We start from the raw sequence: 13,905 nt of genomic DNA, 5'->3' as shown, positions 1-13,905 counted from the left end.
ACCATCATGCGTCAAGACAATGGCCGTAATGACTGGAATGCACATCATGCATATTCGTGATCTCGACCTGAACCTGCTGGTGGTGTTCGATGCGCTGCTGCGCGAGCGCAGCGTGACGCGGGCCGCGACGGAGGTTGGTCTGTCGCAGGGAGCGATGAGCCACGCGCTGAACCGGCTGCGCGCATTCTTCGAAGACCCGTTGTTCGTGAAGACGGCCGCCGGCATGACGCCGACACCGAAGGCGGCGATGCTCGGCCCGTCGATCGTCGGCATGATGACGACGCTGCGCGAGGACGTCGTGCCGCAGGCGCAGTTTCATCCGGCCACCGCGCGGCGCAGTTTTACGTTATGCATGACGGACATGGGCGAACTGGTGTTCCTGCCACCGCTCATTCGCCAGTTGCGCAGGGAGGCGCCTGACTGCACGCTGCGCAGCCTGCAGGTACCGTTCGGACAGATTGCCGGCACGCTCGCAACAGGCGAGGCCGATCTCGCGCTGGGTTCGTACCGCGGGGCGCCCGACGAACTGTTCCAGCAGCAACTCTTCATGCATTCGTTCGTGACGATGGTGAGCGTGCGCAACACGGCGGTCGGCGCGACGATCACGCGCGAGCAGTTCGAAACGATGCGCCATATCGTCGTGACGCTGGAAGGTCCGGGCGGCGCCACCTACGACAGCGCCTTCGACGAATACGGCATTCGCCGCAACGTCTATCTATCGACACCACACTTCCTCGTCGTACCGTTGCTGATCGACCAGCATCCCGACCTGATCGCCACGGTGCCGCTCGAACTCGGCAACGTGTTCGCGAAGCTCGGCACCGTGCGCATCCTGCCGCCGCCGGTCGCGTTGCCGCCGTTCGGCCTGCGGCAGCACTGGCATCCGCGCTTTCACGATGACCGGGCGAACATCTGGCTGCGGCAACTGATCAAGCGGACTTTCGAGCATTACCCGGATCTGCCGGACGAGAATCTGCCTGAGTCGCCCCCATCCGTGCGACGAAAGGCTTAACATCTGCGGTTTGGCCGCGCTGCGCTCCGTTGCGCGGCGTGCGCACGGTTCCCACACCCGCCCCCGATGAACTCCCGATTCGCCGACCTGACGCGCATCCCGTCCTTTGTGCCACTGGCAGGCGCGACCCTGATGCTCGGCGTCGCGATGTCTTTCACCGCGCCGTACCTGTCGCTGTTCAGCGTCGAGCACGCCGGCATGACGCCGCTGCGGCTCGGCCTCTTCATGACGTTGATCGCGGCGAGCGGCGTGGCGGCGAGCGCGTGGGCCGGTAAATGGTCGGACCGCCACGGGCACCACCGCGCGCTGCTGCTCGGGGCGCTGATCGCGGCGGCGCTCGGCTTTGTTTCACTGTGCTTCGTGCGCGACTACCGCGCATTGCTCGTGATCGGTGTCGCGTTTCTCGGTGCAGGCGGCTCGGCGATGTCGATGGTCTTTTCGTTCGGCCGGGCGGCGTTGCAGGTGCGCGACGAGGCCGAGCGTACGTTCGCGACGGCGACCTTGCGCACGGTGCTGTCGGTGGCGTGGGTGTTCGGGCCGTCGGTGGGCGCACTGGTGCTGGCCGCCGCCGACTTTTACGGGCTCTTCCTGTTCGCCGCGGCGTGCTTTGCCGGCTGCGCCGTGATCGTCTGGCGCATGCCCGAAGCGTCCGGCGGCGCGCTGCACAGCACGCCGGCACACGTGGCCGGCGATCCGGCGACGTTGCTCGAAGTGACTACCGTCACCGAGCCGGAGCCGCCGGTCAAACCCGATTTCGTCCATCCGGTGGCGTCGTCGCGGGTGATCTGGCGCACGGTGATCGCGCTGACGCTGATCGGCCTCGCGGCCAACGCGACGATGATCGTGTTGCCGCTGTACGTTGTGCATGGTCTGGGCGGCGCGCGCATCGACGTGTCGATCATGCTCGGTCTCGGTGCATTCCTCGAAATCCCGATGATGCTTGCGCTCGGCGCACGCGGTGCCACGCTGAACAAGCTGCGCTGGCTCGCTGCCTGCGCGGCGGTGCATGTCGTGTACTTCATTGCGCTCGCCTCGGCGGGCTCGATCCCGATCCTGATCCCGATGCAGGCGTTGAACGCCTTCGTCGTCGCGGTTACCTCGTGCCTTGGAATGACCTATGTGCAGGACCTGATGCCGCGTTCGCCCGGCCAGGCGACCGCGCTGTTCTTCAACTCGGCGCGGGTGGGCTCGATTCTGTCGGGCGTGCTGTCGGGGTTGCTGGTGGCGGGGCTTGGCTATCGCGGGACGTTTCTCGTCTGTGGTTTGCTGGCCGTGGGCGCATTCATCCTGTTCGCCGATCCGCCGTGGCGGCGCATGTGGCAGGCGGTGCAGGACTGGCGGCGCGCCCGCGAGCCTTATTGACCGGTGCGATCCGCCGGCCCACGTCAATCGTGTGTCTGCGCCTGCAGCCACACCAAAAGCGGCTTGAGCTTCTCGCGATACTCATTGCGCGGCGGATGCACGAGGTAATAGCCCGCGCCCGTTTCCAGCACGCGCTGGAACGGCCTGACGAGCGCACCGCTCGCAAGACTCTCCTGCAGCAGGTTCAGATCGCCGAGCGCCACGCCCAGCCCACGTACCGCCGCGTTGAACGCGAGGTCGAGTGTGTCGAACACCTGCTCGCGGTAGGTATGCGCGGCCAGTTCGCCGCTTTCTTTTTGCAGCCATAACATCCAGCCGCGCCGGCCAAAGCTCGAATGCAGCAGCGTGTGCTGCTTCAGATCTGCCGGCTCGACGAGCGGCGGCATGCCTGACAGGCCCTCGGCCATCTGCGGCGAGCACACGGGCGTGAGACGTTCGCGCATCAGCGGTGTGGCTTCGAGCCCATCCCAGCGGCCGGTGCCGAACAGGATCGCCGCATCGAGCGTGCCTTCGCCGAAGTTGGTCGGCAGGAACCACGCGGTGTCGATGTTCAACTGGGTGCCCGGCGCTTCGGCATAGAAGTCGGGCAGGCGCGGCAGCAGCCAGCGCGCGGCCAGCGTCGGCGTGACGCGCAGCGTCACGGTCTGGCCGCCCATGCTCGGGATGTGCATCGAGCGTCGTGCGGTGGCGAGCAGTTCTTCGACGATCGGCACGAGCCGCTGGCATTCGACGGTCGGCACCACCATCCGGGTATGCCGCACGAACAGCGCGCAGCCGAAATACTCCTCGATCTGCTGGATATGGCGGCTCACGGCGCTCTGGCTCAGAAACAGCTGCTGCGCGGCAGCCGTGAAATTTCCGCAACGGGCGACGACCAGCAGTGTCTGCAGCACGTTGAACGGTGGATAGCGTTCGATCTTCATTTATGCGAGTTGTGCATGGGAACCATGAGATTTTACCGTTTGCCCCGTGGAAATTGGCGTTCATAAAATCGCCTCAACCTTGCCCGGCGGCGCTTCATCTCCACTCAGGCATCCGCTCAATCCATCCACGGAGTTTTCGCATGACCCAGCACACCGACCGGCTATGGGGCGGACGTTTCAAGACCGGCCCGGCGCCCGCGCTGACCGCGCTGTCGCGCTCGGACCCGAGCTTCTTTCGTCTCGCACCGTACGATCTCGCCGGTTCGCGCGCGCATGCGCAGGAGCTGCGGCGGGCGGAAATCCTGAGCGCGGCCGAGTTGCAGCAGCTACTCGACGAAATGGACCGGCTCGACGCGCAGTTCCGAGCCGGTGAGGTCGGCCCGTTGCTGCAGGACGAGGACGTGCATACGTTTCTGGAGCGCGAACTGACGCAGCGGCTCGGCGCAACCGGCGGCAAACTGCGCGCCGGGCGCTCGCGCAACGATCAGGCAGCGAACGACTTAAGGCTCTTTCTGCGGGACAAGGCGCGTACGCTGACCCAAGCGGTGATCGATCTGCAGAATGCATTAATCGAGCAGGCGAATGCGCACATCGGCAGCGTGTCCGCGGGCTTTACGCACCTGCAGCCGGCGCAGCCGGTCGTGTTCGCGCACCATCTGCTGGCCCATGCGCAGTCGATCTACCGCGACATCGACCGTCTGCTCGACTGGGATCGTCGCAGCGCGCGTTCGCCGCTCGGCGCCGCCGCGCTGGCGGGATCGGCGATCTGCCGGCGCCCGGAACTGTCGGCAGTGGAACTCGGTTACGACGGTCCGTGCGAGAACTCGATCGATGCCGTGGCGTCGCGCGATCACGTCGCGGAGTTCGTGTTCGTGACGAGCATGCTGGCGGTGAACCTGTCGCGGCTGTCGGAAGAAGTGATTCTGTGGACCTCGCGGCAGTTCGGCTGGGTCGTGCTCGACGACGGCTACGCGACCGGCAGCTCGATCATGCCGCAGAAAAAAAACTCCGACATCGCGGAATTGACGCGCGGCAAGGCGGGCCGGCTGATCGGCAACCTGAGCGGCCTGCTGGCAACGCTCAAGTCGCTGCCGCTCGCGTACAACCGCGATCTCGCCGAAGACAAGATCGCTGCGTTCGATTGCATCGACACGCTCGAACTCGTGCTGCCCGCGATGGCCGGCATGATCCGCACGATGCGCGTGAACGTCGACGAAATGCGTCGCCAGGCGCCGCTCGGTTTCACGCTCGCCACTGAAGTCGCGGACTGGCTCGCACTGCGTGGCGTGCCGTTCAGCGAAGCGCATGAGATCACCGGTGCGCTGGTGCGGGTGTGCGAAGAGCAGGGGATCGAGTTGTCGGAGGTGTCGGTGGCGACGCTTGCGCAGGTCGATGCGCGGCTCGAACCGGCCGTGCTTGCGCATGTCACGCTCGATGCCGCGGTTGCGGCGCGCAGCGGTTACGGCGGCACGGCGCCCGTGCGGGTTCGCGAACAGATCGAGCGTTTGCAAGGCGCGCTGGCCGCGCAGCTTGCGTGGGCCACTTCGTACGGGGGACCGACATGTTGAGCGCATCGAGAGACGGACAACCGGGTTTGCTCGCTGCGGGCGGCTCCGCGGAAGAAGCTGGTGTAACGCACGAGTTCACCGACATCTCGCAGCTAGTCCACGTGCGTCGGCGGCACTGGGGGCGTTATCTGTCGACGGCGATCATCGTCGCGATCATCGGCTACGTGGTCGTTGCATTCGCGCACGGGCAGATCGAATGGAGCTACGTTGCGCGTTTTCTCACGGCGCGTTCGATCCTGACCGGCCTCGCGAACACCGTCGTGATGACGATCCTCGCGATGGCGCTCGGCATCGTGCTCGGCGTGATGACTGCGGTCATGCGGCTGTCCAGCAATCCGGTCGTGCAAACGGTCGCGCGCGGCTACGTGTGGCTGTTTCGCGGCACGCCGGTGATCCTGCAACTGCTGCTGTGGTTCAACCTCGCGCTGGTGTTTCCGACACTCGGCATTCCGGGACTGTTCGAGTTCCGCACCGTCGATGTGATGACGCCGTTTCTCGCCGCGTTGCTCGGCCTCGGTATCAATCAGGGTGCGTATACATCGGAGGTGGTACGGGCGGGCATGCTGTCCGTCGACACCGGCCAGTATGAGGCCGCGAAGTCGATCGGCATGCCGCGGCTGCAGGCATTGCGCCGCGTGATCCTGCCGCAGGCGATGCGCGTGATCGTACCGCCGATCGGTAACGAACTGGTCGGTATGGTCAAGCTGACATCGCTCGCGAGCGTGATCCAGTACGCGGAAATGCTGCACAACGCGCAAAACATCTACTACGCGAATGCTCGCGTGATGGAGCTGCTGATCGTCGCGGCCATCTGGTATCTGGCCGTCGTGACGGTGCTATCGCTGTTGCAGACGCAGGTGGAGCGGCGGTATGCGCGTGGCGCAGGCCGCAAGTCGGGTCGCCAGTGAATCGCTCAATCATGCCGGCGAAATATGCGGACCCCGCGGGGAGCAAGACAACATGAATCCAATCGTTCGCGCCGTCGACGTACGCAAGTCCTACGGCGACTTCAAGGCGCTGCAAGGCATCACGCTCGACGTGGCGAAAGGCGAAGTGCTGTGCGTGATCGGGCCGTCGGGCTCGGGCAAGAGCACGTTCCTGCGCTGTATCAACCAGCTTGAAGCGATCAACGACGGCGCGCTGTGGGTTAACGGCGAACTGGTCGGCTACCGGCGCGTCGGCGACCGGCTTTATCCGTTGTCGGAAAAGCAGATGGCGCGGCAACGGCTCGCGACCGGCATGGTGTTCCAGCGCTTCAATCTGTTTCCGCACAAGACGGCGCTGGAAAACGTGATCGAAGGGCCGGTGCAGGTGCTTAAGCGGCGTCGCGCGGAAGCCATCGAAGAGGCGCGCGCGCTACTCGAGCGCGTCGGGCTTGGCCACAAATGCAATGCGTTTCCGGTCGAACTATCGGGTGGCCAGCAGCAGCGCGTCGCGATCGCGCGTGCACTGGCGATGCATCCGCAGTTGATGCTGTTCGACGAACCGACGTCGGCACTCGATCCGGAACTGGTCGGCGAAGTGCTCGCCGTGATGCGTGATCTCGCGCAGAGCGGCATGACGATGATCGTCGTCACGCACGAACTCGGCTTTGCACGAGAAGTGGCAAGCCGTGTGGCGTTTATGGACCAGGGGCAGGTGGTCGAGAGTGGCCCGCCGGACCAGGTGCTGTCGCATCCGCAGCACCGCCGTACCCAGGACTTCGTGTCGGCCGTGCTGTCCTGAGTACCGACTGTCGAACCACATAACCCATCTCACGCCGTGCCGCGCACGGACAACCTTTACTTCAAGCGAGTGTTCATGAACGCATTCTTTCGTTTGCGCGGGCGGGTCACGCTCGCTGTTGCGCTCGTAGCCGCTACGGGGGCGCTGTGCGTGCCATCGGCGCACGCCGGAACCGTACCGTCGATCGGCAAGAGCATGCTGATCGCAGCCATCGTCCCCAACTATCCGCCATTCGAATACAAGGACCCGGCGACCGACAAGCTGATGGGCTTCGACGTCGATCTCGGCGAAGCGCTCGCGGCGAAGCTCGGTGTGACGTTGCAATGGCAGGAGACCGGTTTCGAGCAGATGATGAGCGCGCTCACGACGCATCGTGTCGACGTGATCCTGTCGGGCATGACCGATCTGCCGGCACGCCGTAGCGCCGTCGATTTTCTCGACTACATCACGACGGGCCCGCAGTTTTATACGCTCAAGACACGCGCCGGTGAGTTTCCCGACATGACTGCGCTGTGCGGCAAGACTGTCGGTTCGAGCCGACGCACGTCGTTCCCCAGCGACACCGCGAACTGGAGCAACGCAAACTGTGTGAAGGCCGGTAAAAAACCGATCAATGTGGTCGGCACCGATGGTTCGTCCGATGCGCGCATGCAGTTGCGCCAGGCGCGACTCGACGCAGCCGTGCAGGGCGGCGAAACGTTGCCGTACCAGAACTCGATCGAACAGAACGCGTACGCGCCGATCGGCAAGCCGTTCCTGTCGCAGTACACGGGCATCGGCATCGCGAAGAGCAACACGGCGATGACCGCCGGCTTGACGTCGGCTCTGAACCAGCTGATCGCGGACGGCACCTATCAGAAGCTGCTCGCGAAGTGGGGGCTGCAGGACCATGCGGTGCAGAAGGCGGTGCTCAATGCCGATAACTGACCGGCCGCTGCGCACACGCGCTGGCGCACGCACGGAAACCGCTAACGACACACGGACTGCGCCGCGCTGGCCGCACGGACGACGCTCGTGTGTCGCGCTCGCCTTCGATCTCGACGGTCCGACCGGCGATGCGATGCTCGATGGTTCGATCTGGCGTAACCCCGCTTACTTTACGCTCGGCAGCTATGGGCCGTGGCGCGCGTTGCGGCGCCTGCTCGACATGCTGCGTGAACGTGCGGTGCCCGCGACCTTCTTCGTCCCCGCCTGGGTCGTCGAGCACTGGCCGCAGCAATGTGCGGCGATCGTCGAAGGCGGCCATGAGATTGCGTATCACGGCTATCGGCACGAAGCGTTCTGGACGCTCGATCGCGATGGCCAGCGTGCGGTGATGGAGCGTTCGGCGGAGGTTTTCGAACGGCATCTGGGCATTCGCCCGGTGGGTTTTCGCACGCCTTCCGGCGACTGGGGACCGGACACGATCCGCGTGCTGGCCGAAGCCGGTGTGCGCTATTCGAGTTCGATGCGCGGCGACGACCGGCCGTACCTGATGCACGCAGAAGGTATCGCTGAGCCGATGGTCGAGATTCCGGGCCGCTGGGAACTGGACGATTACGCGTCGCTCGCGTATCACCGCAACCCGGATTTTCCGGCGAGCCTCGATCGCATTGCGAGTTACGACACGACGTTCGATAACTGGCGGCGCGAGTTCGATGGTTCGCATCGCGACGGGCTGTGTCTGACGACGCTGTTTCATCCGAAGGTATCGGGTAAGCCTGGACGCATTCCGTTGCTTGAGCGGCTGATCGATCATATGCGCGAGCAGGACGGGGTGTGGTTCGCCGCGTGTCGCGATGTTGCGCAATGGTGGCGTGATACGTATGTGGTCAACGCCGTGGCTACCCCGGCGCAGGAATTTCGCTCATGAATAACCCGAACGGAAGCAAAACAATCTGGCCGCAGCGCGCACGCTGTGCGGTCGTCGTCACGGTCGATTTCAACGATGACCTCGGCATCCTGACGCAGGAGCCGCGCATCGCGGGTCGCGAGAAATCGCTGTCGGTGTGGCGTTATGGCGCGAAGCGCGGCGTCGACCGCGTGCTTGACGCACTCGACGAAGCCAGCGTGCGTTCGAGCTGGTTCGTGCCCGGTCAGGTCGTGAAGACGCATGCCGGACTCGTCAGCGAGATCGCTGCGTGCGGTCACGAACTGGGCACATCCGGCGATCGTTGCGAAAACTTCGATACGTTGACGCTCGCTGAGCAACGGCGTGCTTTTCTCACGGGACAGGATGCGCTTGCGGCACTCACCGGGCACCGTGCCCAAGGGTTTCGCTCGTTCTACGGCAACTGGGCGCCGGGTTTCGCGGACTTCATCCGCGACGAAGGCGTGACGTGGTCGTCGTCGTGGCGCGGTGACGATCTGCCGTATTTCCATCCCACCGAACTCCCGACGCAGGTCGACACGTCGAGTACACCCGTGCCGCTCGTCGAGCTACCGCTGCACTACGAACTCGAAGACGAGCCGTACTTCGCGTACAACCTTTCACCGGCAGTGCCGGTTGGACAGCCGCGCATCCCGTCGTACCGCGAGGTGCTGTCCAACCTGAAGCAGGACTTCGCTGCGTTCCATCGCTTTGGCCTGTGCTTCGTGTTGCGGTTACATCCGGAGATCATCGGTACCGCCGGACGCATCGACGTGTTGCGCGAACTGCTCGCCGAGATGAAAATGCGCGGCGACGTGTGGTTTGCGACGGGCGCCGAAGTCGCGGAGTGGTGGCGCGCGACCGTCGCGCGTAACGAGCCCGGTCATCCGGTCGACGTGTTCGAGCAATACCGGCAGGCGGTCGCATGAGCGCGCGCGATCGGTCCTTGTCGGAGCAACTGGCGGGGTTCGTCGCGGGCTTGCCTGATGATGCGATTCCCGAACCGGTTGTCGAGCGGGCGAAGCGGCATATTCTCGATACGCTTGGTGCGGCGCTGGCGGGTTCGGCTGCGCTCGAAGCACGCAGCACCCGCGCGATCATGCAGCCGGTACAAGCGGGCGGCTCCGGTGCGGTGGGTGCATGGGGTACCACGCTCGCGTTCGGTCCTCGCGATGCGGCGTTCGTCAACGGCGTGGCTGCGCATGCGCTCGAACTCGACGATTCGGGTGGCTGCGATCATTCGGGGGCGGTGGTGCTGCCGGCCGCGTTTGCCGCGCTCGCGTGCAGCGAGCGACCTGTGTCGGGTCGTGCGTTTATCGCAGCGGTCGTACTCGGCTACGACGTCGGGCGTCGCGTGCTCGAAGCGTGCGGCGGCTACTCGCCGCACAACGGCCGCGGCTGGCATTCGACGATGACCTGCGGCGTGTTCGGCGCTGCCGCTGCGTCCGCGCGTCTGCTCGGCCTCGATGCGGCGCAGACCGGTGCAGCACTTGGTCACGCGGGCAGTTTCGCCGGCGGCTTGTGGGGCTTTATTCACGACGCCTCGCAGACCAAGCGGATGCACACAGGCCGCGCGGCCGAGGGCGGTCTGCTGGCCGCGCTGCTCGCACGCGAAGGCGTGAGCGGACCCAGCCAGGTCTTTGCCGACGTATGGGGGGGCTTCTTCAACGCATTCGCGCCCGAGACGCAAGAGCCCGCTGCGCTGCTCGCCGACCTCGGTACGCAGTGGAAACTGATGCGTTGCTCGATCAAACCGCACGCGTCGTGCCGCAGCACGCATGCGGCCGTCGATGCGACGCTCGAACTACTGGGCGGCCGTGCCTGCGATCTCGACCGGCTGGAAAGTGTGCACGTACGGCTCAGCGCGTTCGTCGAAAGGATGTGCGGCGGCCGCGATCTGCATCCGCTTGCATCCGCGCAGATGAGCTTGCCGTATGCGCTTGCCGCCGCGCTGGTGTACGGTCACGCGGGGCTCGACGCGTATGCCGACGCGCAACGGCGCGATCCGCGCATTAGTGCTGCGATGTCACGCATCGTGCTCGAAGTGGACCCGACGATGTCGGATCTGGACGAACCGTTCGTCACGCTCGCGCTGCGCGATACGCCGTCGCGTTCGCTGCAGGTACCGGTGCCACTGGGCGACCCACGCAATCCGCTATCGGATGATGCGTTGCTCGCGAAGTACCGCTCACTTGCCGGTGTCGTGCTCGATGAAGCACCGCTTGCCGCGCTGGCCGATTCCGTACTCGGTCTCGATCGCATTACAGACGTACGCACACTGTTGCCGTGGCTCACCGGTCACGCCGACGCACGCACACCGTTGCATTGACACGCGCAAACACGCCTCAAAGACTCTTCAAAACAAAAGGACGTCATCGATGAATCTCACTCCGCTACGCGCTGCCTCTGGATTGCTGGTGTTCTGCCTGTCGACGCTGTGTGGCATCGGTGCCGCACACGCGCAGGCACTGCCCGACGCGATCGCGAAATCGAAAACGATCAAGGTCGCGGTCAATTCGATCTATCCGCCGATGGAATACAAGGACCCGGACAGCGGCGAGCTGACCGGCTTCGACATCGATCTCGGCAACGCGATTGCAAAAGAGCTGGGCGTGAAGCTCGAATGGCAGGAATCGGCATTCGAGCAGTTGCTGCCGTCGCTCGCGACCGGACGCGTCGACATGATTCTGAGCGGCATGAGTGATCTGCCGAAGCGCCGCGATAGCGTCGATTTTCTCGACTATATGAATTCGGGCGCGCAGTTCTACATCCTGGCTTCCCGCGCGGGCGAGATCCGCAATGCCACCGATCTATGCGGCAAGTCGGTCGGTACGAGCCGTAGCACATCGTTCCCCGCCGATACCGCCGAATGGAGCGCACAGCACTGCGTCGCGACCGGCAAACCGGCGATCACCGTGGTCGGTACCGAAGACACATCGTCGGCGCGCATGCAGCTCAAGCAGACGCGCATCGCGGCGGGCGTGCAGGGCAGCGAAACGCTGCCGTACGCGATGAAGCTCGAACCGAATACCTACAAGCCGATCGGCGAGCCGTTCGCGACGTCGCCCGAAGGCATCGCGTTCGCGAAGTCGAATCCGAAGCTGCGTGATGCGGTGCTCGGCGCGTTGAACCGGCTGGTCGCCAATGGCACGTACCACGCGATCGTCGTGAAGTGGGGGCTGCAGTCGAGCGCCGTTGCGAAGATCGGTGTGAATGGTGTAACGCCGCAGTAAGCACGTCTAGTGCCGTGAGTTAAGTCGTCGCGTTTTCAAGTGCACGCACGCGCGGAATAACTTCTTCGGCGAAGCGCTTCATATCGGCTTCGAACGGCTGGAACTGCAGCATGAAGAGTTCGATGCCCGCGCGGCGAAACGCTACGATCCGTTCAGCGACCGCATCGTAGCTGCCGACTAATCCCGCCGCGGTGCCGCCGTTCGAGCCGACGCGCGGCGTTTGCGCGAACGTCTGGAACATCACGGCCTTCGGGTCGATATTCTGTTTTTGCTGCGCGCGCAGCGGCGCATCTTTTGCGGCGAGCGCGAATAGATGCGCAAGATGGTCGGCGGCAAGCGCGTCGGTTTCGCGTGCGATCGCGAACGCCGAGAGCCCGAAGCGTAGTGGCGATGCCGCGTGAGGGCGCGGCCGGCGCGCTACGTCGGCAATCAGCGCAGTAACTTCGTCGAGCGGCTGACCGTTGATAAACCACACATCACCCGCATCGGCGACGAGCGCACGCGCCGGCTCCGATTCACCACCCACATAGATGCGTGGCCGTGCGCGAAACGGATCGGCGGGGCGCAGCTGGTAATCGTCGATGTGAAAGTGTTCGCCAGTAAACGACGTGCGTTCGCCGCGCAGCAACTTTTCGACGACCGTAATCCATTCGCGTCCATACGCATAGCGCGCATCGTGCTCGGCGAAACCGATGCCCGCGCGCTCCAGTTCCGGGCGATTCCACGCATTGACGAGATTCAGCGCGAAGCGCCCGCCGCTGATGTGCTCGATCTGCTGCGCCATCTTCGCGAGCACGACCGGGTGGTACAGGTACGGCTTGATCGCCGCGATGATCTCGATGCGCGACGTCAGTGCCGCGAGTGCCGCCGATGCGGTCCACGCTTCGAGCTGATCGAGGTTGGAGTCGTGCGGATTGATCGTGTGCTGCGCGATGAGCACCGAGTCGTAGCCGAGCCGTTCCGCATCGAGCACGAGCGCGCGGTTGCGCGCCCATGACGCGTCATACGGTTCGTCAGGGTCTTGCAACGCTGCGCGGCTGCCGTGTACGAGTGCCCAGATGCCGAAGCGGGCGGGGAAGGTCGACATGAAAGAAAACACTCCGCAAAAACTGGCAGACATGATGCCTGTCGCGGCGCGCGAACGTTCCAACTTCTGCGGCTATCGATCGATGAAATCGGCATTTGATGCGCCGCACATTCTTTATATAGTGACCGGTTCCTTCGTTAACCGGATGCTGATCGATGCGCGCTTTTTTCACCCGACTTCCTCGCTTGCGAACTGCCACAGTGGCTCTGCTCGTCACCGGCGTACTGGCGAGCGCGCTATGCCTACCTAGCGCAGCGAGTGCGCGCGAAACCGTGTCGATCAGCTACCAGCGTTCGTCGACGCTGTTCATCCTGCTGAAGCGCACCGGAGAACTGGAGAAGAAACTCGGCGCACTAGGCTACGACGTGAGCTGGCACGAGTTCTCGACGGGACTGCTGCAATCGCTGAACGCGGGCAGCGTCGATCTGCACGCGGACGTCGCCGACGCGTTTGCGCTGTTCACCCAGGCGGCGAATGCGCCGCTGACGTATTACGCGGAGGAAACGTCCGCGCCATCCGCGCAGGCAATCATCGTGCCGCCCGATTCGTCGATCCGTACGGTGTCCGACCTGAAGGGCAAACGCGTCGCGGTGTCGAAGGGTTCGGGCTGCAATTTTCTGCTGCTGGCCGCGCTCGCGAAAGCGGGCCTGACGATCAACGACATCCAGGTCCGTTACCTCGAAGCACCCGATGCACTCGCCGCATTTCGCGGCGGCAATGTCGACGCGTGGGTGATCTGGGATCCGTTCCTGGCCGCCCAGCAGCGTGAAGCGCATGTGCATGTGGTCGCGGATGGTTCCGACGGACTTGCGCAGTACAACCGCTTCTACACGGCGACGACTTCATTCGCCGAGCGCCATCCTGACGTGCTGCGTGCAGTGTTCGACGAACTGAAGGAGACGGGCCAGTGGGTGAAGGCACATCCGCAGGAAGCCGCGCAGATTCTCGCGCCGCTGTGGGGCAATCTGCCCGCACCGACCGTTGAGCTAGCGAACAGCCGGCGCAGCTATGCAATCGTGCCGGTGCAACGCGATCAGCTCGGTGAGCAGCAGCGAATCGCCGATACGTATCGTGCAGCAGGGTTGATTCCGGCGACATTGAAGGCGACTGATATTCGCATCTGGACGCCGCCTGCGCGGTGACTGC

The 13,905-nt window shown here is 64.4% G+C and carries 14 protein-coding genes; 12 read left to right on the top strand and 2 right to left on the bottom strand.

Features of this window, described 5'->3' with window-relative positions; all coding sequences use genetic code 11:
- The first annotated feature begins 46 nt into the window (after window positions 1-46).
- A complete protein-coding gene (locus BWP39_RS22155) occupies window positions 47-1,012 on the top strand; it encodes a LysR family transcriptional regulator (protein WP_170043888.1) in 966 nt (321 codons plus the stop codon).
- A gap of 66 nt (window positions 1,013-1,078) precedes the next feature.
- Window positions 1,079-2,374 carry a sugar efflux transporter gene (locus BWP39_RS22150; protein WP_096724106.1) on the top strand — a complete coding sequence of 432 codons (1,296 nt, stop codon included), beginning with the start codon at window positions 1,079-1,081 and terminating at the stop codon, window positions 2,372-2,374.
- A gap of 23 nt (window positions 2,375-2,397) precedes the next feature.
- On the opposite strand, the gene BWP39_RS22145 is transcribed toward BWP39_RS22150, so the two are convergent.
- Window positions 2,398-3,297: a LysR substrate-binding domain-containing protein gene (locus BWP39_RS22145; protein ID WP_096724104.1), complete on the bottom strand. Its 900-nt coding sequence runs from the start codon at window positions 3,295-3,297 to the stop codon at window positions 2,398-2,400.
- Window positions 3,298-3,437: 140 nt separating this feature from the next.
- Between BWP39_RS22145 and argH the strand changes: the two genes are divergently transcribed.
- The 8 genes from argH (at window position 3,438) to BWP39_RS22105 (ending at window position 11,672) form a co-directional block, all read left to right on the top strand.
- Entirely contained in the window at window positions 3,438-4,865 is a 1,428-nt protein-coding gene (gene argH / locus BWP39_RS22140; protein ID WP_096724102.1) for an argininosuccinate lyase, read from the top strand.
- Complete coding sequence (locus BWP39_RS22135; protein ID WP_096724100.1) at window positions 4,859-5,773, top strand: amino acid ABC transporter permease; 915 nt, start codon at window positions 4,859-4,861, stop codon at window positions 5,771-5,773. The genes argH and BWP39_RS22135 overlap by 7 nt, the downstream gene beginning before the upstream one ends.
- A 52-nt stretch (window positions 5,774-5,825) precedes the next feature.
- Window positions 5,826-6,590, top strand: coding sequence for an amino acid ABC transporter ATP-binding protein (locus BWP39_RS22130; protein WP_096726091.1), 765 nt, complete (start codon window positions 5,826-5,828; stop codon window positions 6,588-6,590).
- Window positions 6,591-6,665: 75 nt separating this feature from the next.
- Window positions 6,666-7,517, top strand: coding sequence for an ABC transporter substrate-binding protein (locus BWP39_RS22125; RefSeq protein WP_207557037.1), 852 nt, complete (start codon window positions 6,666-6,668; stop codon window positions 7,515-7,517).
- Entirely contained in the window at window positions 7,504-8,442 is a 939-nt protein-coding gene (locus tag BWP39_RS22120) for a polysaccharide deacetylase family protein (protein ID WP_096724098.1), read from the top strand. Before BWP39_RS22125 ends, BWP39_RS22120 begins: the two co-directional genes overlap by 14 nt.
- On the top strand, window positions 8,439-9,368 hold the full coding sequence (locus BWP39_RS22115) for a polysaccharide deacetylase family protein (RefSeq protein WP_096724096.1): 930 nt from the start codon (window positions 8,439-8,441) through the stop codon (window positions 9,366-9,368). Before BWP39_RS22120 ends, BWP39_RS22115 begins: the two co-directional genes overlap by 4 nt.
- Window positions 9,365-10,768 (top strand): MmgE/PrpD family protein, encoded by a 1,404-nt coding sequence (locus BWP39_RS22110; protein ID WP_096724094.1) that lies wholly within the window; start codon window positions 9,365-9,367, stop codon window positions 10,766-10,768. Before BWP39_RS22115 ends, BWP39_RS22110 begins: the two co-directional genes overlap by 4 nt.
- A gap of 49 nt (window positions 10,769-10,817) precedes the next feature.
- A complete protein-coding gene (locus tag BWP39_RS22105; protein WP_096724092.1) occupies window positions 10,818-11,672 on the top strand; it encodes an ABC transporter substrate-binding protein in 855 nt (284 codons plus the stop codon).
- A gap of 19 nt (window positions 11,673-11,691) precedes the next feature.
- Here BWP39_RS22105 and BWP39_RS22100 read toward each other — a convergent pair whose 3' ends face one another.
- The gene (locus BWP39_RS22100; RefSeq protein WP_096724090.1) at window positions 11,692-12,759 is read right to left on the bottom strand and encodes an LLM class flavin-dependent oxidoreductase; all 1,068 of its coding nucleotides are present in this window, start codon (window positions 12,757-12,759) and stop codon (window positions 11,692-11,694) included.
- On the opposite strand from BWP39_RS22100, the gene BWP39_RS32005 reads away from it, so the two are divergent.
- Window positions 12,758-13,009, top strand: a complete 252-nt coding sequence (locus BWP39_RS32005) for a hypothetical protein (protein ID WP_170043879.1) — start codon at window positions 12,758-12,760, stop codon at window positions 13,007-13,009. The two genes, BWP39_RS22100 and BWP39_RS32005, sit on opposite strands and share 2 nt — an antisense overlap.
- Complete coding sequence (locus BWP39_RS22095; RefSeq protein WP_235851468.1) at window positions 12,960-13,901, top strand: aliphatic sulfonate ABC transporter substrate-binding protein; 942 nt, start codon at window positions 12,960-12,962, stop codon at window positions 13,899-13,901. The genes BWP39_RS32005 and BWP39_RS22095 overlap by 50 nt, the downstream gene beginning before the upstream one ends.
- The last annotated feature ends 4 nt before the right edge of the window (window positions 13,902-13,905 follow it).

Source organism: Paraburkholderia acidicola, from assembly GCF_002362315.1.
GTDB classification, from domain to species: domain Bacteria; phylum Pseudomonadota; class Gammaproteobacteria; order Burkholderiales; family Burkholderiaceae; genus Paraburkholderia; species Paraburkholderia acidicola.
This window is presented reverse-complemented; position numbering and strand designations above follow the sequence as displayed.